Here is a 23,048-nt window from a genome sequence, read left to right as displayed (position 1 = left end):
GATCACCAGGGCACGGAACAAGCCGTACGGGGGATTTTCCGGCGTGTCGTCTTGACTGCGTCGGAGGTCCGTCCTTGACTCATCCTTTTGACTCGCCCTTGGCTTAATCGCTTGAGGTTCCAGGGGTGGAGTGTCGCAAGATGGGGGTCGAACCCCCTCGATCTTGCCGACCCGGAGAGCCTTCACGTGCTCATACGACTCCTGCGGACCCATCTGGTTCCGTACAAGAAACCGATCGCGCTCCTGGTGCTGCTCCAGCTGCTCCAGACCTGCGCGACCCTCTATCTGCCGACCCTGAACGCCGACATCATCGACAACGGTGTCGTCCACGGGGACACCGGCTACATCCTGGAGTTCGGCGGCATCATGATCGCCGTCAGCCTCGTCCAGGTGGTCTGCAATGTCGGCGCCGTCTACTTCGGCGCCCGCACCGCCGCCGCCCTGGGCCGGGACGTGCGGGCGGCCGTCTTCGCGCGGGTGCAGTCGTTCTCCGCGCGCGAGGTCGGCCACTTCGGGGCGCCGTCCCTGATCACCCGGACCACCAACGACGTGCAGCAGGTCCAGATGCTGACGCTGATGTCGTTCACGCTGATGGTGTCGGCGCCGATCATGTGCGTGGGCGGCATCGTCATGGCGCTCGGCCAGGACGTGCCGCTGTCGGCGGTGCTGCTCGCCGTGGTGCCGGTGCTGGGCATCTGCGTCTCGCTGATCGTAAGGAAGATGCGGCCGCTGTTCCGCACCATGCAGACCCGTCTGGACACGGTGAACCGTGTGCTGCGCGAGCAGATCACCGGCAACCGCGTGATCCGGGCGTTCGTGAAGGACGACTACGAGAAGGGCCGCTTCAAGGGCGCCAACACCGAGCTGACCGACGTCTCGCTCGGCACCGGCCGGCTGATGGCGCTGATGTTCCCCACCGTGATGACGGTGGTGAACGTCTCCTCGGTGGCCGTGGTGTGGTTCGGCGCCCACCGGATCGACGACGGCTCCCTCCAGATCGGCCAGCTGACCGCGTTCCTCACGTATCTGATGCAGATCGTGATGGCCGTGATGATGGCCACCTTCATGTTCATGATGGTGCCGCGCGCCGAGGTCTGCGCCGAGCGCATCGAGGAGGTCCTCGGCACCGACAGCAGCGTGGTGCCGCCGAAGGCCCCCGTGCGCGAGCTGCGCCGCAGCGGCCATCTGGAGGTCCGCGGCGCCGACTTCACGTACCCCGGCGCCGAGGAGTCCGTCCTGAAGGGTGTGGACCTGGTGGCCCGCCCCGGCGAGACCACCGCGGTCATCGGGTCGACCGGCAGCGGCAAGTCCACGCTGCTCGGGCTCGTACCGAGGCTGTTCGACGTGACGGGCGGCTCGGTCCTGGTGGACGGCGAGGACGTGCGCGGGATCGATCCCGTCCTGCTCGCCAAGACGGTGTCGATGGTGCCGCAGAAGCCGTACCTCTTCTCCGGGACGGTGGCGACCAATCTGCGGTACGGCAATCCCGACGCCACCGACGAGGAGCTCTGGCACGCCCTGGAGGTCGCCCAGGCGAAGGAGTTCGTCGGCAGGCTGGAGGGCGGGCTCAACGCGCCGATCGCGCAGGGCGGCACCAATGTCTCCGGCGGCCAGCGCCAGCGGCTCGCCATCGCGCGGACCCTGGTGCAGCGCCCGGAGATCTACCTCTTCGACGACTCGTTCTCGGCGCTCGACTACGCCACCGACGCGGCCCTGCGGGCGGCGCTGCTGCGCGAGACGCGCGAGGCGACCGTCGTCATCGTGGCCCAGCGGGTCTCCACGATCCGCGACGCCGACCGGATCGTCGTCCTGGACGAGGGCCGGGTCGTCGGCACCGGCCGCCACCACGAGCTGATGGCCGAGAACGAGACGTACCGGGAGATCGTGCTCTCCCAGCTGACGGAGGCCGAGGCGGCATGAGCGGAAACATGGCCCGGATGATGGGCCAGGGCGACGGCAAACGCTCGATGGACTTCAAGGGTTCCTCGAAGCGGCTGCTCAGGCAGCTCGCGCCGGAGAAGGGCACGCTCTGGGTGATGCTCGTGGCCGCGGTGCTCAGCGTGGCGCTCTCGGTGGTCGGGCCCAAGATCCTCGGCAAGGCGACCGACCTGGTCTTCGCGGGCGTCGTCGGCCGGCAGATGCCGGACGGGACGACCAAGGAGCAGGCGCTTCAGCGGCTGCGCGACAAGGGCGACGGCTCGCTCGCCGACATGCTCTCCGGGGTCCACTTCACCCCCGGCCACGGCATCGACTTCGGCGAGGTCGGCCGGGTGCTGCTGGTGGCGCTCGCGGTGTACGTGGGCGCGGGACTGCTGATGCTGGTGGCGACCCGGCTCTCCAACCGGGCGATCAACCGTACGGTGTTCCGGATCCGCGAGCAGGTGCAGGCGAAGCTGTCGAGGCTGCCGCTGTCGTACTTCGACCGCGCCAAGCGGGGCGAGGTGCTCAGCCGGGCGACCAACGACATCGACAACATCTCGCAGACGATGCAGCAGACGATGGGGCAGCTCATCAACTCGCTGCTGACCATCGTCGGCGTGCTGGCGATGATGTTCTGGATCTCGCCGCTGCTGGCCCTGGTGGCGCTGGCGACCGTACCGCTGTCGGTGTTCGTCGCGACGAGGATCGGCAAGCGGTCGCAGCCGCAGTTCGTGCAGCAGTGGAAGACCACGGGCCGGCTCAACGCGCACGTGGAGGAGATGTACACCGGGCACACCCTGGTGAAGGTCTTCGGGCGTCAGGAGGAGTCGGCGCGGCAGTTCGACGAGCAGAACGACGCGCTGTACGAGGCCGGGTTCCGGGCGCAGTTCAACAGCGGGGTGATGCAGCCGCTGATGATGTTCATCTCGAACCTGAACTACGTGCTGGTCGCGGTGGTCGGCGGACTGCGGGTCGCCTCGGGCGCGCTGTCGATCGGCGATGTGCAGGCCTTCATCCAGTACTCGCGGCAGTTCTCCATGCCGCTCACCCAGGTCGCCTCGATGGCGAACCTGGTGCAGTCGGGCGTCGCCTCCGCCGAGCGGATCTTCGAGCTGCTGGACGCGGACGAGCAGGAGCCGGACGCGGAGTCGGCCGAGCGGCCGGTGGAGCGGCGCGGCGCGGTGACCCTGGAGAAGGTGGCGTTCCGGTACGACCCGGAGAAGCCGCTGATCGAGGACCTGTCGCTGAAGGTCGAGCCCGGGCAGACGGTCGCGATCGTCGGCCCGACGGGCGCGGGCAAGACGACGCTGGTCAACCTGCTGATGCGGTTCTACGAGGTGACGGACGGGCGGATCACCCTGGACGGGGTGGACGCGGCCCGGATGTCGCGCCGGGAGCTGCGCTCGGGCATCGGGATGGTGCTCCAGGACACCTGGCTGTTCGGCGGCACCATCGCGGACAACATCGCGTACGGCGCGGACCGGCCGGTGACCCGCGAGGAGATCGAGGAGGCGGCCCGGGCGGCGCACGCGGACCGGTTCGTCCGGACGCTGCCGGACGGGTACGACACGGTGATCGACGACGAGGGCACGGGGGTGAGCGCGGGCGAGAAGCAGCTGATCACCATCGCGCGGGCGTTCCTGTCCGACCCGGTGATCCTGGTCCTCGACGAGGCGACGAGTTCGGTGGACACCCGCACCGAGGTACTGATCCAGAAGGCGATGGCGCGGCTGGCCCACGGGCGGACGTCGTTCGTGATCGCCCACCGGCTCTCCACGATCCGGGACGCCGACGTCATCCTGGTCATGGAGAACGGCGCCCTCGTGGAGCAGGGCACGCACGACGAACTGCTGGCCGCCGAGGGCGCGTACGCACGGCTGTACGCGGCGCAGTTCGCGCAGGCGGTGGCGGAGGTCGACTAGGCCGTTCCGGCGCCGGGCGGTCCCGGCGCCGGGGCTCAGTCCAGGTAGCCCCGCAGCTGGTCGGCGAAGGCGTGGTCGCGGAGTTTGTTCAGCGTCTTGGACTCGATCTGGCGGATGCGTTCGCGGGTGACGCCGAAGATGCGGCCGATCTCCTCCAGCGTGCGCGGGCGCCCGTCGGCGAGCCCGTAGCGCAGCTGGACCACCTTGCGTTCGCGCTCGCCCAGCGTGGACAGCACGGCCTCCAGGTGCTCGCGCAGCAGCAGGAAGGCCGCCGACTCCACGGGGGACGCCGCGTCGCCGTCCTCGATCAGGTCGCCGAGCGCCACGTCGTCCTCCTCGCCCACGGGCGCGTGCAGCGAGACCGGCTCCTGGGCGAGCCGGAGCACCTCGCTCACGCGCTCGGGCGGCAGGTCGAGGTGGGCGGCGACCTCCTCGGGCGTCGGCTCGTAGCCGCGCTCCTGGAGCATCCGGCGCTGCACCCGCACCACGCGGTTGATCAGCTCGACCACATGGACGGGGACGCGGATGGTGCGGGCCTGGTCGGCCAGCGCGCGGGACATGGCCTGACGGATCCACCACGTCGCGTACGTGGAGAACTTGTAGCCGCGCGCGTAGTCGAACTTCTCGACCGCGCGGATCAGCCCGAGGTTGCCCTCCTGCACCAGGTCGAGCATGGTGAGCCCGCGCCCCACATAGCGCTTGGCGACGGAGACGACCAGACGCAGGTTCGCCTCGATCAGCCGGCGTTTGGCCATCCGGCCCATGACGACCAACCTGTCGAGGTCCACGGCGAGTTGGGAGTCGGGGTCCGGGGTGCCGGCGAGCTTCTCCTCGGCGAACAGACCCGCTTCCACCCGGCGCGCCAGCTCCACCTCCTCCGCGGCGGTGAGCAGCGGGATGCGCCCGATCTCGCGCAGGTACTGGCGGAACAGGTCGGAGGAGGGACCGCCGGTGTCGGCGCGCCCCGGCACCCGCTCGGGCGGCTCGGGCACCTCCACCACGTCGTCGACGAGTTCGACGGGGGGCGTTTCGGTCTCGGGGTGGAGCACGGCCCGGGTCTGCGGGGGCACGGTGGCCACGACGTCGTTGTCGGTCAGGGTCTGGGTCTGCACGGGGGCGACCTCCAGGGTGATCGCTGCCGGATCGGGGGCGTGCGGCAGCGGGACGGGGGCGGCCGGGCCGCTGTCCGTCCCGTACACGATGAGCGGATCCGCGGGGGTGTGGTACCCACCTTCGGTGGGCCGGCCGCGCTCCGAGGACTCAGGCACCGCACCCCAGTGTGGGGTAAGACACATCTCCGCCACGAGGGGCGTGCGGTGACTTTTTGAAGCCGGTCCGTGACCGGGCGGTTACCGCGGTGACAGCGGGAAGCGGCTCGCGCCGCGCTGCCACGGGACCGGGTACCCCGCGGCGGCGGGGTCAGTCCGGGCGGGCGCGCCCCAGGGGCCGCGCCCGGCGCTCAGAGGGCTTCCGCGCCCCGGTTGCGCAGCGCCTGGCCGTACTGCTGGAGGACCCACAACTCGTTCTGTACGGCGGCCAGTCGCTCGGGGTCGCCGTTCTGCCCGAGGCGGGCCAGGGTGCCCTGGATGTCGAGGAGGCGGCGGTCGACGGCGCGGCGGCGGACGGCGACGAGCTGCTCGCCCGCGTACGCCTCGTCGACCACGCGGGCGTGGACCGCCTCCACGGCGAGCTCGGTGACCAGGGCGCGCACGGTGTCGTTGGGCGCCGACTCCATGACGGCCTGGAGGTAGTCGGAGGGGGCGTCCGTGGCGCCGCCGGCCTCCATGATGCACTGGCGCACCGCCGCGTACGGCGGGGCCGTGAACTCGTCCACCCCGTACGCGTCGAAGGCCGGGGAGACCAGGTGCGGGTGCTGGAGGGCGAGCTTGAGGAGCTCGCGCTCGGTGCGGTGGGCGGGGCTGCGCAGGTTCAGGGCGGGCCCGGAGGCGGCGGCCGGGGCCCGCACCTCCCCGTACGGGCGGCCGCGGTCCGGGGCCGGGCCCTTGCCGCCGCGGTCGCGGGCCCAACGGGCCAGCTGGGCCACGCGCTTGACGACGAACTGGGTGTCCAGGATGCCGAGGATGCCGGCCAGCTGGACGGCCACCTCGTGCTGGGAGGCGACGTTCTTGATGCGGGCGACGATCGGGGCGGCCTCGTCGAGGGCGGCGGCGCGGCCCGCCGGGGTCTCCAGGTCGTAGCGCTGGACGATCTGGCGGATGGCGAACTCGAAGAGCGGGGTGCGGGGCTGGACCAGGTCCGCGACCGCCTCGTTGCCCTTGGCCAGGCGCAGTTCGCAGGGGTCCATGCCGTCGGGGGCGATGGCGATGTAGGTCTCGGCGGCGAACTTCTGGTCGTCCTCGAAGGCGCGCAGGGCGGCCTTCTGGCCCGCCGCGTCACCGTCGAAGGTGAAGATCACGCGCGCGCTGCCGTTGTCCATCAGGAGGCGGCGCAGGATCTTGATGTGGTCGCCGCCGAAGGCCGTGCCGCAGGTGGCGATGGCGGTGGTGACGCCGGCGAGGTGACAGGCCATCACATCGGTGTAGCCCTCGACGACCACGGCGCGGCTGGACTTGGCGATGTCCTTCTTGGCCAGGTCGATCCCGTACAGGACCTGCGACTTCTTGTAGATCGCGGTCTCGGGGGTGTTGAGGTACTTGGGGCCGTTGTCGTCGTCGCGGAGCTTGCGGGCGCCGAAGCCGACGACTTCGCCGGAGACGTCGCGGATCGGCCACATCAACCGGCCGCGGAAGCGGTCGATGGGGCCGCGGCGGCCCTCCTGGGAGAGCCCGGAGAGGGTCAGCTCCTTGTCGCTGAAGCCCTGGCCGCGCAGGAAGCGGGTGAGGTGGTCCCAGCCGGCCGGGCTGTAGCCGACGCCGAAGTGCGCGGCGGCGGCCTGGTCGAAGCCGCGCTCGGCGAGGAACTTGCGGCCGATCTCGGCCTCGGGGCTGGTGCCGAGCTGCTCGATGTAGAACTGTGCGGCGACGCGGTGGGCCTCGACCAGGCGGATGCGCTCGCCGCGCTGGTGGGAGGGGTTGTAGCCGCCCTCCTCGTACCGCAGGGTGATGCCGGCGGTGGCGGCCAGGCGCTCGACGGCCTCGGAGAACGACAGGTGGTCGATCTTCCGGACGAAGGCGATCGTGTCGCCGCCTTCCTGGCAGCCGAAGCAGTGGAAGAGGCCCTTGCTGGGGCTGACCTGGAAGGACGGGGACTTCTCGTCGTGGAAGGGGCACAGGCCCTTGAGGTTGCCGCCGCCCGCGTTGCGCAGCTGGAGGTACTCGGACACGACGGCGTCGATCGGGACCGCGTCCCGGACCGCCTTCACGTCGTCATCGTTGATCCTGCCCGCCACGCGGCAAGTCTACGGTGCGGGGAGGACAGTGCCGGCGGTCGCCGGGGCGGGGGGCCCGGGTGCCTGTCGGGCCCCCGGCCCCCTCGCCGCCCGGCCGGGGGTCCGGGGGTTGCCCCCGTGGGACACCGCCGGTGCGGAGAGGACAGTCCCGGGTGCCCGCCAGGCCCCCGGCCCCCTCGCCGCCCGGCCGGGGGCGGGCGGCTCGGGGTCGAATGTCAGGGCCTGGTCACGTCGCCCAGGGGGATCGACGGGTCCGCCAGGCGGTCCGGGTCGACCTGGACGCCCTTCGTTCCCGCCCTGATCAGGTCCTGGATCGCCTCTGTGACGTCCCACACGTTCACGTTCATCCCCGCCAGCACCCGGCGCTCGCGCAGCCAGAAGGCGATGAACTCGCGCTTGCCCGCGTCGCCCCTGAGCACCACCTGGTCGTAGCTGCCGGGGGGCGCCCAGCCCGAGTACTCCAGGCCCAGGTCGTACTGGTCGGAGAAGAAGTACGGCACCCGGTCGTAGGCGGTCTCCTGGCCCAGCATCGCGCGCGCCGCGGCCGGGCCGCCGTTGAGGGCGTTGGCCCAGTGCTCCACCCGCAGCCGGGTGTCCAGCAGCGGGTGGTGGGCCGCGGCCACGTCGCCCGCGGCGAAGACGTCCGGGTCGGAGGTGCGCAGCGAGGCGTCGACCGCGACCCCACCGCCGTGGGCGCGGTCGACGAGGGCGAGCCCGGCGGCCTCGGCGAGCGCGGTGCGCGGGGCCGCCCCGATCGCGGCGAGCACGTCGTGCGCCGGGTGCTCCTCGCCGTCGTCGGTGCGGGCGGCGAGGACCATGCCGTCCTGGCCGACGATCTCGGTGAGCCGCGCGCCGAAGTGGAAGCGGACGCCGTGCTCGGCGTGCAGCTCGGTGAAGATCTGGCCGAGCTCGGGCCCGATGACCTGGTGCAGCGGGGTCTGCTCGGGCTCGACGACGGTGACCTCGGCGCCGTAGCCGCGCGCGGCGGCGGCGACCTCCAGGCCGATCCAGCCCGCCCCGGCGATCACCAGGTGGCCGTTGTCGCGGCCGAGGGCCTTGAGGGTGTTGCGCAGCCGCTCGGAGTGGGCGAGGCGGCGCAGGTGGTGGACGCCGGCGAGGTCGGTGCCGGGGATCTCCAGGCGGCGCGGCTCGGAGCCGGTGGCGAGGAGCAGCTTGTCGTAGCCGATGACGGTGCCGTCGCCCAGGCGGACGGTCCTGGCCTCGCGGTCGATGGCGGTGACGGTCTGGCCGAGGTGGAGTTCGATGTCGTTCTGCGCGTACCAGCCGGGTTCGTGGACGAAGACGCCGTCGCGTTCCTCCTTGCCGGAGAGGAAGCCCTTGGACAGGGGAGGCCGTTCGTAGGGGTGCTCCCGCTCGTCGCCGATGAGGATCACCCGGCCGTTGAACCCCTCGGCGCGCAGGGTCTCGGCGGCCTTGGCCCCGGCCAGTCCTCCACCGACAATGACAAATGTCCGGTCTGCGTCGACCACTTGATGCCTCCTCGTTGCTCAACCGCCATCTGCGAGCGTCCCGCACGGAGCGTGATGGGGGAAGAGGGCTTGCTCCGTTGGGGGCGCCGAGTGGCCGGGCTTGATCGGTGCGTCATACGTACGGAAATGCGATGGGACGACGGGGATGCGGCGGCGTGCGGCGCCGGAAAGGCCGCTCCACCGCGGCTCAGCGGGGCGGCATGGCGAGTCTGGCGTGCAGGGAGAGGGCCGCCGCGTCCGTCAGGGACCCGATCTGGTCGACGATCACGCGTTGCCGGGCGCGGTCGTCACCGGCCGCGGCGAAGAGCGCGCGGAACTGCGGGTCGAGCCCGTCCGCCGGAGCGCGCGCCGTGAGCGCTTCGGCCAGTTCGGCCAGAATGACGCGCTGGTCGGCGCGGAGCCGCTCCTGCTCGTCACGCTGCATCACATAGCGGACCGCCACCGCCTTGAGCACCGCGCACTCGTTGCGCGCGGCGCGCGGCACCACCAGCTCCGCCCCGTACCTGCTCAGCCGGCCCGAGCCCCAGCGCTCGCGGGTCGCGCCCTCGGCGGCCAGGCAGAACCGGCCGATGAGCTGGCTGGTGGCGTCCTTGAGGCGGGCCTGGGCGACCGCCGAGCCGTCGTACCCGTGCGGCCACCACTCCTCGTCCATCAGCCGGTCCAGCGCGTCCGCCAGCTCCTGCGGGTCGGTGCCGGACGGCACGTACCGCCCGATCGCCACGCGCCAGATGTCCTCGCGCTCGGGCTCGGAGAAGAGCAGGTTGGGGTCGATGTGCCCGGCGTGCAGCCCGTCCTCGAAGTCGTGGACGGAGTACGCCACGTCGTCCGCCCAGTCCATGACCTGGGCCTCGAAGCAGGTGCGGCCGGGCACGGCTCCCTGGCGGACCCAGTCGAAGACCGGCAGGTCGTCCTCGTAGACCCCGAACTTCGCGGACTGCGGGTCGGTGGGGTGGCCGCCGCGCGGCCAGGGGTACTTGGTGGCCGCGTCCAGGGCGGCCCGGGTGAGGTTGAGGCCGACGCTGACCGGCTCGCCGCTCTGCTCGTCGCGCACGAAGCGCTTGGGTTCGAGGCGGGTGAGCAGGCGCAGCGACTGGGCGTTGCCCTCGAAGCCGCCGCAGTCCTTGGCGAAGTCGTTGAGCGCCTGCTCGCCGTTGTGCCCGAAGGGCGGGTGGCCCATGTCGTGCGCGAGGCAGGCCGCCTCGACGAGGTCGGGGTCGCAGCCGAGCGCGGCGCCGAGCTCACGGCCGACCTGGGCGCACTCCAGGGAGTGGGTGAGCCGGGTGCGCGGGCTGGCGTCCCAGAGGCGGCCGGTCTCGCCGGGCGTCACGACCTGCGTCTTGCCCGCGAGCCGGCGCAGGGCGCCGGAGTGCAGCACGCGCGCGCGGTCGCGCTGGAAGGCGGTGCGGCCCGGCCGTTTGTCCGGCTCGGCGGCCCACCGCTCGACGTCGGTCGACTCGTACCCGGGGTGGTGTGCTGCGATGCCTTCCATGCACCGACAGTAAACGGAACCACTGACAAGCGGGGCGGCGCGGGGGTTCAGGCCGTGGCGAGTTCGCGGGGCGCGGCGGTGAACGGGGCTCCGGCGAGCGCCTGGTCGTAGCGGTGCAGGACGAGACGGGCGACGGCCGGGTGGGCGCCGAGCGGGGCGGCGGCGACCCCGCGCGCGTGGGCGGCGCTCTGCGTGGCGAACCGGCCGGGCGCGGTGAAGTACGAGGCGATCGCGACCCGGTGACGGCCGCGCGCGGCGAGCGCCCGCAGGGCGTCGGGGACGGTGGGGGCGGCGGCCGAGGCGTAGGCGGGCATCACCGGTACGCCGAGGCGGTCGGCGAGCAGCGCGGCGGTGCGGCGGGTGTCGGCGGCCGACTCGGGGTCGCGCGATCCGGCCCCGGCGAGCACCACCGCCCGCCCGCCCCGCGCGCGCGGGTCGTCGTCCCACCCGGCCTCGACGAGCCGTTCGTACAGCGCCTCGACGAGCAGCGGGTGCGGGCCGAGCGGCCGGGCGATACGGGTGCGCAGCCGCGGGGCGCCGGCGGCGGCGGCCGGGATGTCCTGCTTGACGTGGTAGCCGCGGCTCAGCAGCAGCGGTACGAGAACGGCGTCGACGGTGGCGTTGGCGTCGACGGTGTTGGCGTCGGTGGCGGTGTCGCCGTGCCCGGCGGCGAGTGCGGCGAGGGTGTCGGGCAGCGCGGGCTCGTCGATCTCGATGTGGCCGAGCCGCACGTCGAGTCCGGGACGCAGGTCGCGGACCAGGTCGAGCAGGGCGGTGACGGTGCGCAGGGCCCTGGGGTCGCGGCTGCCGTGGGCGACGGCGACCAGGGTGGGCCGGGAGGTCGTGGGCATCGGCTTGCGGCTCCCGTTCAGTCGTACGTGGCTGAGCCGCCGCCCGGGCGGGGCGGGCGGGCGGTGCGACGGGTCCGGGTCCGGTATCCGGGGGCCGGAATCCGTATCCGTATCCGTCCGGGTATCCGTCTCGTATCCGCCCCCTTCTCCGTCGTAGACCGATCCTGCCGGGCCCACATTGCCATGGCGTTGCGTCGTGGTGACGAGTGTTTTCCGCCGCCTCACTGGGGCGGGGCGCGCGCAGGGATCTCGGCGGAAGTTCGCCGAGACCTCGGCGGGATCTCGCGCGAAGGGGCGCGGGGGCAGAACCGCGCGCCCCCTCCCCCGCGTCCGACCACCCGTAACGCCGTCGCCGGACCGTCGATCCCAGGGGGACCCCATGCGCCTGCCGCGCCTTCGCGTACGGATCGCTCTGCCGCGTACCCGCACGGGGCAGCGGCGTGCCGTGCAGGCCGTCGCGGCGCTGTGCACGCTGGCCCTGTCGCCCGCCGCGTGGATGTTCACGGCCGCCGACGGCAAGATCGGCACGGTGGCGCGGGCGCCCGCGTCCGGCGTCGCGGTGGTGTTCGGGGCCGGGCTCTGGCAGGGCGAGCCGTCGCCGTACCTGGCGCACCGCCTCGACGCGGCCGTCGAGCTGTACCGGGCCGGAAAGGTCAGGGCGGTCCTGGTGACCGGGGACAACGGGCGGCCCGAGTACGACGAGCCGGACGCCATGCGCGCCTACCTGGTGCGGCACGGCGTCCCGGACGGACGGGTGGTCAGCGACTTCGCCGGCTTCGACACCTGGGACTCGTGCGTACGCGCCAGAAAGATCTTCGGGGTGGAGCGGGCGGTGCTGGTGAGCCAGGGGTTCCACATCCGGCGGGCGGTGGCGCTGTGCGAGGCCGCCGGGGTCGACTCCTACGGGGTCGCGGTGGACGCCGTGCACGACGCCACCTGGTACTACGGCTCCACCCGGGAGGTGTTCGCGGCGGGCAAGGCCGCCCTGGACGCCGCCTTCAAACCCGGTCCGCGCTTCCTCGGGCCGAAGGAGAACGGGGTGGCGCGGGCGCTGGCCGACGGGGGCTGAGCCAGTCGCCGCCGGGCAGCGGGGTGCCGTACTCGCGCAGTTCGCGGGCGAGCGGGGCCGCTGCCAGGTACACCCAGGCGCGGGCCGCCGTGCCGTCCGGCAGCTCGACGGTCCGCTCCTCGCGGTCGTACAGGTTGCGGGGGTCGCCCGGCCCGCGATACTCCTCCAACTGGTCCAGTACGCGCAGGACTTCGGGGTACGCCTCGGGGCGCGGGGTGATCAGCGCGCCGGTGACGACGCCGTCGCCCCGTACCGCGTACGGATAGCCGGGCCCCTCGTACAGCACCGCTCCCGGCAGCCGCGCGGGCGCCTCGTGGGCGGTGCGGCCGGCCAGCAGCAGCCGGTGGTAGCGCTCGCCGGGGCGCAGGGTGCCGTAGACGAAGAACGGCAGGGCGGGGGCGGGGGCGGGGGTGGCCGGGGCGTCGGCCCTCACGCCGTCTCCGCCGCGAGCCAGGCCAGGTAGTCGGCGCTGCCGCGCACCGCGGGGGTCGCGATGATCTCCGGGGTGTCGTAGGGGTGGGCGGCGAGCAGGTGGCGCTCCAGGTCCGGGTACCGCGCGGCGGCCGTCTTGAACTGGACCCGCCACTCCTCGGCGGTCTCGACGGTGCCCTGCCAGCGGTAGACGGAGGTCATCGGGCCGGTGATCTGCGCACAGGCGGCGAGACGGGCCTCGACCGCGCCCCGGGCGAGGGTGTCCGCTGCGGCGCGGCTGTCGATCATGGTCAGGACGGTCAGGCACTCGGGGGGTGTCACGGGGGGCTCCTTCGGGGTGCGGGGGGCTTCGGCGGCCTTGCCGGTCCGCCGACGGACGGCTGCGGCTGTGCATGCGCACGGCTGTTACCAGTGTCCCGGGTGCGGGGTGCGGGGTGCCGGGTGCCGGGTGCCGGGTTGATCGTGGCTGATCGCGCAGTTCCCCGCGCCCCTAGGGGGACCACCGTCCATGCTGCGACGACCACCCCCCTGCGGACCGTGGACGGCTGAGCGCGCAGTTCCCCGCGCCCCTGGGGGGGGACCACCGTCCATGTTGCGACGACCACCCCCCTGCGGACCGTGGACGGCTGAGCGCGCAGTTCCCCGCGCCCCTACAAGCCCGTGGCCGAGCCAACCAGTCAGGATGCGCCGACCCCCCTAAGGGGCGCGGGGAACTGCGCGACCAGCCGCCCGCGGTCCGCAGCCGAACACCCCACAGCCGCCCCACCTCCCAGGGGCGCGGGGAACTGCGCGAGCAACCCACCACAACTGGCACCCAAACAAGCCCGGCCCACCCGAACCAAACACCCCCCACGCACCACACCCCCCAAGGGGCGCGGGGAACTGCGCGACCAGCCGCCCGCGGTCCGCAGCCGAACACCCCACAGGCGCCCCCACCTCCCAGGGGCGCGGGGAACTGCGCGAGCAACCCACCACCCACCCGCACCCGAACAAGCCCGCCCCACCCCGCCCCCCCCAGGGGCGCGGGGAACTGCGCGAGCGGCCATCCACCTCCCGCAGCCGAAACACCCCGGGCAACACCCCACCCCCCACTTCACCCCGCCCCGCGGAGCGCCCCGCCCCCGCGGAGCACCCCGGCCCTATGGACAGCCCTGTCATGTCCCCCTAAAACTGATGCGGCATCAGCTTTACCCGAGCCGACCGACCCCCCATGACCGAGGAGCCCGATGAGACCGACACGGAACGCATCGCGCCTCACCACCGCCGGGATAGCCGTCGCGGCCGGCGCCATGATCGCCGCCGCGCTCGCCCCCGCCTCCGCCGTGGCCGAACCCCGGCCGCACGTCCCCGTCCGGGACGCCGCGGTCCAGGCCGCGGACAGCGCGGTCACGGCCCACGCCGCCGCGCTCGCCGTGACCGCCGCCCAGGGCACGTCCGTACGGGACGTGATCACGGACGCCGACGGCAGCAGGCATGTGCGCTACGACCGTACGTACCGCCAACTGCCCGTGCTCGGCGGCGACTTCGTCGTCCACCTCGCCCCCTCCGGCGCCTACCGCGGCGCCGACCGCGCCGTGGCCAACGACCTCTCCGTCCCGACCGTGACCCCGGCGCTCTCCGCGCCCCGCGCCGCGAGCCTCGCCTCCGCCGAGGTGCGCGCGGCCCACCCGGGCATGAAGGGGCTGACCGCCAGGCCGGAGCTCGTCGTGGACGCCCTGCACGGCGCCCCGAAGCTGGCCTGGCGGACCCGGACGGCCGGCCGGGACTCCAAGGGCAACCCCGTCGCGCGCGTGGTGCTCACCGACGCCCGCACCGGCGCCGCGATCGACGCCTGGGACGCCATCGAGACCGCGACCGGCGACGGCCAGTCCCTCTACAGCGGCACCGTGGCCCTGGAGACCACGCTGTCCGGGACCACGTACCAGCTCAAGGACCCCACCCGCGGCAACACCTACACCGGTGACGCCCAGAACAAGACGGACCTGTGCTTCTTCGGCATCTGCTTCGTGCGGGCGCCCGCCGTCCTGTTCACCGACGCCGACAACCACTGGGGCAACGGCGCCAACACCGACCGCGCCACGGCCGCCGTGGACGCGCAGTACGGCACCAACACGACCTGGGACTACTACAAGAACGTCCACGGCCGCAACGGCATCGCCGGCGACGGGAAGGGCTCGTACAACCGCGTCCACTACGGCAGCAACTACAACAACGCCTTCTGGGACGACAGCTGCTTCTGCATGACGTACGGCGACGGCGACGGCACCACCTTCGGGCCGCTCGTCGCCCTCGACGTCGCGGGGCACGAGATGTCGCACGGCGTCACGTCCAAGACCGCCGCCCTCACCTACAGCGGTGAGTCCGGCGGCCTCAACGAGGCCACCAGCGACATCATGGGCACCATGGTCGAGTGGTACGCGGGCAACTCCGCCGACCAGGGCGACTACCTCATCGGCGAGAAGATCGTGAAGCCGGGCTTCGGCAAGCCGGCCCTGCGCTTCATGGACAAGCCGTCCACGGACACCAAGTCGGCGGACTGCTGGTACTCGGGCGTCGGCAACCTCGACGTCCACTACTCCTCCGGCGTCGCCAACCACTTCGCCTATCTGCTCTCCGAGGGCAGCGGCGCCAAGGTGATCAACGGCGTCTCGTACAACAGCCCCACCTGCAACGGCTCCACGGTCTCCGGCATCGGCCACGACAAGGTCGGCAAGATCTGGTACCGGGCCCTGACCGTCTACATGACGTCCTCCACCAACTACGCGGCCGCCCGCACGGCGACCCTGAACGCGGCGAAGGACCTGTACGGCAGCGGCAGCGCGGAGCAGAACGCGGTCGCCGCCGCCTGGTCGGCGGTCGCCGTCGGCTGAACCCGGCGCCCGTTCCCGTCCGTACGCCGCGCTCAGGCGGCGTACGGACGGGTCTCCTTGGCGTCCCGCAACGTCCTGCCCCACCAGGCGAGCTGGTCCAGCAGCCGCTTGACGGCGGCCTCGGGGCCGCTGGGCTCGACCAGTTCGCCGTCCGGCCCGAACAGCCCGTGGGCGTGGTGGAGGCTGACGGTGTCCCGGACCGTGACCGCGTGCATCTCGGCGAAGACCGTACGCAGGTGCTCGACCGCCCGCAGGCCCCCCGACATCCCTCCGTAGGAGACGAAGCCGACCGGCTTGGCCTGCCACTGGACGAAGTGCCAGTCGATGAGGTTCTTCACCGAGGCCGGGAAGGAGTGGTTGTACTCGGGGGTGAGGACCAGGAAGGCGTCCGCCGCGGCGAGCTTCGGCGTGACGGTGTCGAGGACCGCCCGGACCGGCGGCGCCGGTTCGTACGAGATCGAGGTCGGCAGCCGGTCCTCGGCGAGGTCGACCACCTCCACGTCGAAGTCGTCGCGCTCGTGCAGCCGGGCGAGCAGCCACCGGCCGACGACGGGGCCGAAGCGCCCCTCGCGGTCGGAGCCGAGGACGACGGTGAGGCGCAGGGAGGCGGGGCGGGGGGCGGTGGGCTCCGCGTGGGGAACGGTGGTGAGGTCCATGCGGAGGAGCCTCACACCTCGACTTAGCTTGAGGTCAAGCCCGGTTTACGGTGGGCCCATGACGAGCCCCCATGTCGAGATCAACGGCCTTCCCGCCGACGCGGAGAATCTCCGTATCCCCGCCCTGACCGGCAATTACGGGCATTTCACCGCGATGCAGGTGCGCGGCGGCCGGGTGCGCGGGCTCGCCCTGCACCTGGCGCGGCTGGACGCGGCGACCGTTGAGCTGTTCGGCCCGGGTCTCGACGGCGAGCGGGTCCGTACGCTGATCCGGCGCGCCCTGGCCGGGGCCGGCGCCGAGGACGCGGCGGTGCGCGTCTATGTGTACGGCCCGGACGAGGAACCGGCCGTGATGGTGACCGTGCGCCCGCCGATCGACCTCTCGCCGGAGCCGCAGCACCTGCTCTCCGTGCCCTACGAGCGGCCGGTCGCCCACCTCAAGCACCTCGGCGGCTTCGCCCAGCGGTACTACGGCCGGGCCGCCGTCCACCAGGGCTACACGGACGCGCTGCTGACCGGCCCCGGCGGGGAGATCGCCGAGGGGGCCGTCACCAACATCGCGTTCTGGGACGGGAACACGGTGGTGTGGCCCGACCGCCCGGCGCTGCGGGGCATCACCATGGCCCTGGTCGAGGAGCGGCTGCCCCGGTACGGCACGGCCACCGCCCGGCGCCCGGTGACCCTGGGCGGCCTCGGCGCGTACCGGGCCGCCTTCGTCACCAACTCGCAGGGCATCGCCCCGGTGGCCCGGATCGACGACACCGCCTTCGCCGTGGACACCGAGCTGATGGAGACCCTGGGGCGGCTGTACGCGGAGGTGCCGTGGGACGCGGTCTGAGAGCCCGCCTCCGGACCCCCGCCTGAGCACGGGCGCCCGCGCGAACGGGTGACGGGCCGCGCACCGCCGTCACTCGTTCGCCCCCCGCCGGGGAGCGGGCGTCCGCGCGGGCCACTTACCTCGGAGGGAGAAGCACGGCATCCCGCTCCCCGGAGGACCCATGCGTACTGCCCGCCTGCTGACCGGTTCCGCGCTCGCGGCCGCCCTGCTGGGCCTGGGCGCCGCACCCGGGTACGCCAACGACTTCGGCGGGGCGGGCGTGGAGGTGTGGCCGTCGACGGCCGCGCCGGGCACCACCGTCACCGTGAACACCACCGCGTGCGGCCACGACGGCCATGCCACGGGGGACGCGCGCGCGGTCGGCGACGGGGAGTTCCCGCTGCGCGTCTCCACCCACAAGGAGGTGCTCGCCGGGCAGTTCACCGTGCCCTCCACCGCCAAGTCCGGGACCTTCGAGATCACGGTGGCCTGCGACAGCGGCAAGTCCGCGCGGGGCGAGCTGACCATCTCGGGCGGCGGCGAGAACACCTTCCGCGACTGGGGCGAGCACCACCCCTCGGAGGAGCGCGAGCACCACCCCTCGGACGAGCGCGAGCACCACCCCTCGGACGAGCGGCAGGAGCCCCGGGGGCATGTGAGGACGGGGCTGGGCGGCAGTACGGCCACCTCCAACCGGACCGAGATCGCGGCCGGGGCGGCCGTCCTGGCCGTCGCCGCCGTCACCGGCGGGCTGCTGCTGCGCCGCCGGGCCGGCGAGCCGCGCGACCGGGGCTGACCGCTCTTGTCGGCGCGTTCGGCCCAGGCCCTGCGGGACGCCGAGGCCGCACGGCGGCGCAACGGCTGGCTGGTCTGTGTGGCCGTGTGCGTCGGGGTGTGGCTGCTGCGGCAGGGCACCGAGACGTCCGAGCCGCCGCAGCCCACGCGCGCGGAGGCGTTCGTCGGCGCGGGGACCGCCCCCGTACCGGCCGCCGGGACCGGCTCGCCCCCCGCGCGCGGGGACGGGCCCCGCACCGGCGGCGCCCTCGCCGGAGCGGCCCTGGCCCCCTCCGAGCCGGTACGCCTGCGGATCCCGGCGATCAGGGTGGACGCGCCGGTGATCCGGCTCGGCCTCGCCCGGGACGGCTCCCTGGACGTGCCGCCGGGCAGCGGCGGCTCGGCCGGGTGGTACAAGGACGGGACCGCGCCGGGCGCCGACGGTACGGCCGTGATGGCCGGGCACGTCGACGACGCCCGCGGGCCCGCCGTCTTCTACGCGCTGGGCGCGCTGAAGAAGGGCGGCCGTATCGAGGTGGCCCGCGCGGACCGGCGCACGGCCGTCTTCACCGTCGACGCGGTCGAGGTGTATCCGAACGACGCCTTCCCCGACCGGCGCGTGTACGGCCCGGCCGGGCGCCCCGAGCTGCGGGTGATCACCTGCGGCGGCGGCTTCGGCGAGAAGACGGGCTACCGGGGGAACGTGGTGGTCTTCGCCCATCTGACCGGGACGGAGTGAGCCCCGGGGCCCGTCGGGGAACCCGTCGACGAGTCCGGCCGGTGGCCCGTCGCGCGGCCTCGCCGGGTGCGGCGGCTCACGGCCGTCCCGGCCGTGGGCGCAGAACACTCACAGGCACCCCGTCGCGGGGCTGAGCGGGCCGTTGCGCCCGGGAAACCGGTCAGATCCGACCGGGAAACAGCCGTCTTGCAGGCTGCGGTCATGGGTTCGGACACCATGCCGGCCCGCCGCCGGCCAACTGGCCCCCGCCGCACCCGCTCACCCACGACGGAGGGTTCCGACATGACCACACCCGCACCCTCGGCCGCAGCCCGCACGATCGTCGTGGTCGGCCACGGCATGGTCGGCCAGCGATTCCTGGAAGCCCTCGCCGAGAAGGGGGTCACCGACCACGCCCGTGTGGTGGTCCTCGCGGAGGAGCCCCGGCCCGCCTACGACCGGGTCCACCTCACCTCGTACTTCACCGGCACCACCCCCGAGGAACTCTCCATGGTGGAGGAGGGGTTCATCGACAAGTACGGCATCGAGCTGCACCTGGACGACCCGGCGCGGAGCGTGGACCGCGCCGGGCGCACGGTCACCGCGCGCTCCGGGCGCGTCTTCGCGTACGACGTGCTGGTGCTCGCCACCGGCTCCTACCCGTTCGTGCCGCCGGTGCCCGGCAAGGACCTGACGGGCTGCTTCGTCTACCGGACCATCGAGGACCTGCTCGCCATCGAGGAGTACGCCCGCACCGCGACGACCGGCGCGGTGGTCGGCGGCGGGCTGCTCGGCCTGGAGGCGGCGGGGGCGCTCAAGGGTCTCGGACTGGCCACGCACATCGTGGAGTTCGCGCCCCGGCTGATGCCCGCGCAGGTCGACGACGGGGGCGGCGCGGCCCTGCTGCGCACCATCGAGGGGATGGGCCTGTCGGTCCACACCGGCGTCGGCACCCAGGAGATCACCGGCGAGCGGGCCGTGGACGGCATGCTCCTCTCCGACGGCTCCCGCCTCGACACCGACCTCGTCGTCTTCTCGGCCGGGGTGCGCCCCCGCGACCAGCTGGCCCGTGACTGCGGTCTGGCGGTCGGCGAGCGCGGCGGCATCGTGGTCGACGAGCGGTGCCGCACCTCCGACCCGGCCGTCTACGCGATCGGCGAGTGCGCGCTGGCCTGCGACGGCAAGGTGTACGGCCTGGTCGCGCCGGGCTACGAGATGGCGGTCGCGGTCGCCGACGCGCTGGCGCGGGGCGATCAGGAGCCGGAGAAGTCCTTCACCGGCGCCGACATGTCCACCAAGCTCAAGCTGCTCGGCGTGGACGTGGCCTCCTTCGGCGACGCGCACGGCAGTGCCGAGGGCAGCCTCGACGTCGTCTACACCGACGCCCGCTCGGGCATCTACAAGAAGCTGGTGGTCTCCCCCGACGGCACCCTGCTGGGCGGGGTCCTGGTGGGCGACGCCGAGATGTACGGCACGCTGCGCCCGCTCACCGGCCACATTCCGCCGATCCCGGCCGAGCAGCTGGTGCTCCCGGCGGGTCTGGGCGCGCCCGTGGCGCTGGGCCCGGAGGCGCTGCCGGACGACGCGGTGATCTGCTCCTGCCACAACGTCACCAAGGGCGAGGTCACCCCGCTCGCCTCGCTGCCCGAGGTCAAGAAGTGCACCAGGGCGGGCACGGGCTGCGGCAGCTGCGTCAAGACGCTGGAGAAGCTGCTCCCCAAGACCGGCGACGGCGGTCTGTGCGACTGCTTCGCGCAGACCCGCCAGGAGCTGTACGAGATCGCGCTGGCGCTGCGCGTCGGCTCCTACCGGCAGCTCCTGGACGAGCACGGACGTCCGGCCGCGCGCGGCGGCGAGGGCTGCGAGATCTGCAAGCCCGCGGTCGCCTCCATCCTGGCGAGCCTCGGCCACGGCCACATCCTCGACGGCGAGCAGGCCGCGCTCCAGGACACCAACGACCACTTCCTCGCCAACATCCAGCGCAACGGCTCGTACTCGATCGTGCCGCGCATCCCCGGCGGCGAGATCACCCCGGACAAGCTGATCGTCATCGGCGAGGTGGCCCGCGACTACGGCCTCTACACGAAGATCACCGGCGGTCAGCGCATCGACCTCTTCGGCGCCCGGGTCGACCAGCTCCCGGTGATCTGGGCGCGTCTGGTGGCCGCCGGGTTCGAGTCCGGCCACGCCTACGGCAAGTCGCTGCGGACGGTGAAGTCCTGTGTGGGGCAGACCTGGTGCCGCTACGGGGTGCAGGACTCGGTGAAGATGGCGATCGACCTGGAGCTGCGCTACCGGGGGCTGCGCTCCCCGCACAAGCTGAAGGCGGCGGTCTCGGGGTGCGCCCGCGAGTGCGCCGAGGCCCAGTCCAAGGACTTCGGGGTGATCGCCACGGCCAACGGCTGGAACCTGTACGTGGGCGGCAACGGCGGCGCGACCCCGCGCCACGCGGACCTGCTGGCGCAGGACCTGAGCGACGACGAACTCGTCCGGCTGATCGACCGGTTCCTCATGTTCTACATCCGCACCGCCGACCGCCTGGAGCGCACCTCGGTGTGGCTGGAGCGGATCGAGGGCGGCCTCAAGCACGTCAAGGAAGTGGTGGTCGACGACTCCCTCGGCATCTGCGACGAGCTGGAGGCGCTGATGGCCGCCCACGTCTCCGCCTACCGCGACGAGTGGGCCGAGACGGTCGAGGACCCCGAGCGCCTCGCCCGGTTCGTCTCCTTCGTCAACGCGCCCGGCACGCCCGACCCCACGGTCCGGTTCGTGCCCGAGCGCGGCCAGATCAAGCCCGAACTGCCCGTCCTGGCCCTGGAGGTGGCCGCACGATGAACGAGAACAGCATCCGACTGCGACTGGAAGACGGCTGGTTCGAGGTCTGCGGGCGCGAGCGGCTGATCCCCGGCCGCGGGGTCGCCGCGCTGCTGCCCGACGGGCGCCAGGCGGCGGTCTTCACCGACCGCACGGGGCGGGCGTACGCGATCGACAACCGCGACCCGTTCACCGGCGCGTACGTCATGTCGCGCGGGCTGCTCGGCTCCGCCGGCGGCCGGGTCTTCGTCGCCTCCCCGCTGCTGAAGCAGCGCTTCGACCTGGAGACGGGCCGGTGCCTGGACGACGACGAGGTCAGCATCCAGGCGTACGCGGCCGAGGCGTCCTGAACGGACCACCCAAAGGATCTTGACCGTTCGTTCCAGATAGCCGTACTGTCGTCCTCATGGCCAGAACCAAGGAATTCGATCCGGACGCCGCGCTCCAGTCGGCCCTGGAGCTGTTCTGGCAGCGCGGCTACGAGGCGACGTCGATGGCGGACCTCGTCGACCGGCTCGGCATCGGCCGGGCCAGCATCTACGCGACCTTCGGCAACAAGCACGAGCTGTATCTGAAGGCGCTCGACCGGTACGGCGAGGCGCACACCGCGATCCTGCTCCGCGAGCTGTCGGGGCCCGGCCCGGCGCTGCCCGCGGTGCGCGCGGTCGTGCACCGCTTCGCCACCGACTCCACGGCCGCGGCGACCCGCCGGGACGGCTGCTTCGTCACCAACACCGCCGCCGAGCTGGGGGCCCGCGACAGCGCCGCGGCCCGTCGGGTCGAGCAGTCCTGGGAGCGGCTGGAGACGCTGCTGCACTCCGCGCTCGTACGCGCCGCGGCCCAGGGCGAGCTGGCGCCGGGGCGCGATCCGCGCGCCCTGGCCCGGATGTTCCTGGTGCTCATGCAGGGCATGCGCGTGATGGGCAGGGCCTGCGAGGATCCGGCGCGGGTGCGGGAGGCGGCCGAGGCCGCGCTGACCCTGCTGGACTGAACGGCCTCCCAGGGGCGCCGCGTCGAGGCGGCGCCCCTTTCTCCTCTCCTCATAACAGAACGGTTGGTCAAATATGTCTGCTCGCTCAGCCGCCCGCTTCACCGGCAGGACCGTCCTCGTCACGGGCGCGGGCTCCGGGATCGGCCGCGCGGTCGCGCTCGCCTTCGCCGCCGAGGGGGCCAAGGTGGCGGTCGCCGGCCGCACCCTCGCCTCCCTGGAGGAGACCGTGGCCCTGGCCGGGGAGGCGGGCGGGACGGCCGCCGCGTTCCCCGCGGACGTCTCGCGCGCCGAGGACGTCCAGGCCCTGGTGGCGGCGGTCGTCGCCCGCTTCGGCCCGCTCGACGTCGCCGTCAACAACGCCGGGGTGCTGCGCGGGGGCGGCGCGGCCCTCGCCGACCTGGCGCCCGAGGACTGGCGGGCCATGCTCGACACCAACCTCACCGGCGTCTTCCTCGCCCTGCGGGCCGAGGTCGCCCAGATGCGCGCCCAGGAGCACGGCGGCGCGATCGTCAACATCGCCTCCAACCTCGGCGCCCACAAGCGGTTCCCGGGCGTCGCCGGCTACCTCACCACCAAGGCCGCGGTCTCCGCGCTGACCCGGGCCGCCGCCCTCGACCACATCCAGGACGGCATCCGCATCAACGCGGTCAGCCCCGGCGCCTCGGCCACCGCGATGTCGCTGCGCGCGGGCGAGAGCGAGGCGGAGCGGGCGGTGCGAATGAAGGAGCAGTCCCCGCTGGGGCGCGTCTCGACCACCGGCGAGATCGCCGCGGCGGTCCTCTATCTGGCCTCGGACGACGCCGCGTCGGCGGTGGGCACGGACCTGGTGGTCGACGGGGGCGCCGCCGCCTGAGCCCGGCGGCCCGGCGGCCCCCTGCTCTCCGGA

Annotated in this window: 19 protein-coding genes; 11 read left to right on the top strand and 8 right to left on the bottom strand. The window is 73.1% G+C overall.

Annotated features, from left to right (window positions below; genetic code table 11):
* The first annotated feature begins 186 nt into the window (after positions 1–186).
* Positions 187–1,920, top strand: a complete 1,734-nt coding sequence (locus tag ABZ404_RS36680; protein WP_358836816.1) for an ABC transporter ATP-binding protein — start codon at positions 187–189, stop codon at positions 1,918–1,920.
* Positions 1,917–3,842 (top strand): ABC transporter ATP-binding protein, encoded by a 1,926-nt coding sequence (locus ABZ404_RS36675; protein WP_358836817.1) that lies wholly within the window; start codon positions 1,917–1,919, stop codon positions 3,840–3,842. The genes ABZ404_RS36680 and ABZ404_RS36675 overlap by 4 nt, the downstream gene beginning before the upstream one ends.
* 35 nt (positions 3,843–3,877) lie before the next feature.
* On the opposite strand, the gene ABZ404_RS36670 is transcribed toward ABZ404_RS36675, so the two are convergent.
* The 5 genes from ABZ404_RS36670 to ABZ404_RS36650 form a co-directional block, all read right to left on the bottom strand.
* Entirely contained in the window at positions 3,878–5,110 is a 1,233-nt protein-coding gene (locus tag ABZ404_RS36670) for an RNA polymerase sigma factor (RefSeq protein WP_358836818.1), read from the bottom strand.
* Between the two features lie 191 nt (positions 5,111–5,301).
* The gene (gene dnaG, locus ABZ404_RS36665; RefSeq protein WP_358836819.1) at positions 5,302–7,191 is read right to left on the bottom strand and encodes a DNA primase; all 1,890 of its coding nucleotides are present in this window, start codon (positions 7,189–7,191) and stop codon (positions 5,302–5,304) included.
* A 215-nt stretch (positions 7,192–7,406) separates the two neighbouring features.
* The gene (locus tag ABZ404_RS36660) at positions 7,407–8,681 is read right to left on the bottom strand and encodes an FAD/NAD(P)-binding oxidoreductase (protein ID WP_358991352.1); all 1,275 of its coding nucleotides are present in this window, start codon (positions 8,679–8,681) and stop codon (positions 7,407–7,409) included.
* Between the two features lie 187 nt (positions 8,682–8,868).
* Complete coding sequence (locus ABZ404_RS36655; protein ID WP_358837785.1) at positions 8,869–10,170, bottom strand: deoxyguanosinetriphosphate triphosphohydrolase; 1,302 nt, start codon at positions 10,168–10,170, stop codon at positions 8,869–8,871.
* A 47-nt stretch (positions 10,171–10,217) separates the two neighbouring features.
* Entirely contained in the window at positions 10,218–11,108 is an 891-nt protein-coding gene (locus ABZ404_RS36650; protein WP_358991370.1) for a sirohydrochlorin chelatase, read from the bottom strand.
* A gap of 292 nt (positions 11,109–11,400) precedes the next feature.
* Between ABZ404_RS36650 and ABZ404_RS36645 the strand changes: the two genes are divergently transcribed.
* The gene (locus ABZ404_RS36645) at positions 11,401–12,090 is read left to right on the top strand and encodes an ElyC/SanA/YdcF family protein (RefSeq protein WP_358833444.1); all 690 of its coding nucleotides are present in this window, start codon (positions 11,401–11,403) and stop codon (positions 12,088–12,090) included.
* On the opposite strand, the gene ABZ404_RS36640 is transcribed toward ABZ404_RS36645, so the two are convergent.
* The gene (locus ABZ404_RS36640) at positions 12,020–12,523 is read right to left on the bottom strand and encodes a gamma-glutamylcyclotransferase family protein (RefSeq protein WP_358833443.1); all 504 of its coding nucleotides are present in this window, start codon (positions 12,521–12,523) and stop codon (positions 12,020–12,022) included. The genes ABZ404_RS36645 and ABZ404_RS36640 overlap by 71 nt on opposite strands.
* Positions 12,520–12,843, bottom strand: a complete 324-nt coding sequence (cutA, locus tag ABZ404_RS36635; protein ID WP_358833442.1) for a divalent-cation tolerance protein CutA — start codon at positions 12,841–12,843, stop codon at positions 12,520–12,522. The genes ABZ404_RS36640 and cutA overlap by 4 nt, the downstream gene beginning before the upstream one ends.
* A gap of 905 nt (positions 12,844–13,748) precedes the next feature.
* On the opposite strand from cutA, the gene ABZ404_RS36630 reads away from it, so the two are divergent.
* Positions 13,749–15,392, top strand: a complete 1,644-nt coding sequence (locus ABZ404_RS36630) for a M4 family metallopeptidase (RefSeq protein WP_358833441.1) — start codon at positions 13,749–13,751, stop codon at positions 15,390–15,392.
* Positions 15,393–15,424: 32 nt separating this feature from the next.
* On the opposite strand, the gene ABZ404_RS36625 is transcribed toward ABZ404_RS36630, so the two are convergent.
* A complete protein-coding gene (locus ABZ404_RS36625) occupies positions 15,425–16,048 on the bottom strand; it encodes an NAD(P)H-dependent oxidoreductase (RefSeq protein ID WP_358833440.1) in 624 nt (207 codons plus the stop codon).
* 58 nt (positions 16,049–16,106) lie between these two features.
* Between ABZ404_RS36625 and ABZ404_RS36620 the strand changes: the two genes are divergently transcribed.
* The 7 genes from ABZ404_RS36620 (at position 16,107) to ABZ404_RS36590 (ending at position 23,015) form a co-directional block, all read left to right on the top strand.
* Complete coding sequence (locus ABZ404_RS36620; protein WP_358833439.1) at positions 16,107–16,886, top strand: aminotransferase class IV family protein; 780 nt, start codon at positions 16,107–16,109, stop codon at positions 16,884–16,886.
* Positions 16,887–17,046: 160 nt separating this feature from the next.
* Positions 17,047–17,661: a hypothetical protein gene (locus tag ABZ404_RS36615; protein WP_358833438.1), complete on the top strand. Its 615-nt coding sequence runs from the start codon at positions 17,047–17,049 to the stop codon at positions 17,659–17,661.
* A gap of 6 nt (positions 17,662–17,667) precedes the next feature.
* On the top strand, positions 17,668–18,378 hold the full coding sequence (locus tag ABZ404_RS36610; protein ID WP_358833437.1) for a class F sortase: 711 nt from the start codon (positions 17,668–17,670) through the stop codon (positions 18,376–18,378).
* Between the two features lie 282 nt (positions 18,379–18,660).
* Positions 18,661–21,192, top strand: coding sequence for a nitrite reductase large subunit NirB (gene nirB / locus ABZ404_RS36605; RefSeq protein WP_358833436.1), 2,532 nt, complete (start codon positions 18,661–18,663; stop codon positions 21,190–21,192).
* Positions 21,189–21,521 carry a nitrite reductase small subunit NirD gene (gene nirD, locus ABZ404_RS36600; protein WP_358833435.1) on the top strand — a complete coding sequence of 111 codons (333 nt, stop codon included), beginning with the start codon at positions 21,189–21,191 and terminating at the stop codon, positions 21,519–21,521. Before nirB ends, nirD begins: the two co-directional genes overlap by 4 nt.
* Before the next feature lie 56 nt (positions 21,522–21,577).
* On the top strand, positions 21,578–22,162 hold the full coding sequence (locus ABZ404_RS36595) for a TetR family transcriptional regulator (RefSeq protein ID WP_358833434.1): 585 nt from the start codon (positions 21,578–21,580) through the stop codon (positions 22,160–22,162).
* Between the two features lie 73 nt (positions 22,163–22,235).
* On the top strand, positions 22,236–23,015 hold the full coding sequence (locus ABZ404_RS36590) for an SDR family oxidoreductase (RefSeq protein ID WP_358833433.1): 780 nt from the start codon (positions 22,236–22,238) through the stop codon (positions 23,013–23,015).
* Positions 23,016–23,048 lie beyond the last annotated feature (33 nt).

This window comes from Streptomyces sp. NPDC005878 (assembly GCF_040629815.1).
Taxonomy (GTDB): Bacteria; Actinomycetota; Actinomycetes; order Streptomycetales; family Streptomycetaceae; genus Streptomyces.
The sequence above is the reverse complement of the archived record's forward strand: the minus strand, read 5'-3'. Positions and strand labels throughout refer to the sequence as shown.

Excerpts from the sequence above, each read along its gene's own strand:
- ABZ404_RS36675 (WP_358836817.1), top strand. The coding sequence starts at position 1,917 with ATGAGCGGAAACATGGCCCGGATGATGGGCCAGGGCGACGGCAAACGC.
- ABZ404_RS36655 (WP_358837785.1), bottom strand. The coding sequence starts at position 10,170 with ATGGAAGGCATCGCAGCACACCACCCCGGGTACGAGTCGACCGACGTC.
- ABZ404_RS36645 (WP_358833444.1), top strand. The coding sequence starts at position 11,401 with ATGCGCCTGCCGCGCCTTCGCGTACGGATCGCTCTGCCGCGTACCCGC.
- ABZ404_RS36630 (WP_358833441.1), top strand. The coding sequence starts at position 13,749 with ATGAGACCGACACGGAACGCATCGCGCCTCACCACCGCCGGGATAGCC.
- ABZ404_RS36625 (WP_358833440.1), bottom strand. The coding sequence starts at position 16,048 with ATGGACCTCACCACCGTTCCCCACGCGGAGCCCACCGCCCCCCGCCCC.
- ABZ404_RS36620 (WP_358833439.1), top strand. The coding sequence starts at position 16,107 with ATGACGAGCCCCCATGTCGAGATCAACGGCCTTCCCGCCGACGCGGAG.
- ABZ404_RS36615 (WP_358833438.1), top strand. The coding sequence starts at position 17,047 with ATGCGTACTGCCCGCCTGCTGACCGGTTCCGCGCTCGCGGCCGCCCTG.
- nirB (WP_358833436.1), top strand. The coding sequence starts at position 18,661 with ATGACCACACCCGCACCCTCGGCCGCAGCCCGCACGATCGTCGTGGTC.
- nirD (WP_358833435.1), top strand. The coding sequence starts at position 21,189 with ATGAACGAGAACAGCATCCGACTGCGACTGGAAGACGGCTGGTTCGAG.
- ABZ404_RS36595 (WP_358833434.1), top strand. The coding sequence starts at position 21,578 with ATGGCCAGAACCAAGGAATTCGATCCGGACGCCGCGCTCCAGTCGGCC.
- ABZ404_RS36590 (WP_358833433.1), top strand. The coding sequence starts at position 22,236 with ATGTCTGCTCGCTCAGCCGCCCGCTTCACCGGCAGGACCGTCCTCGTC.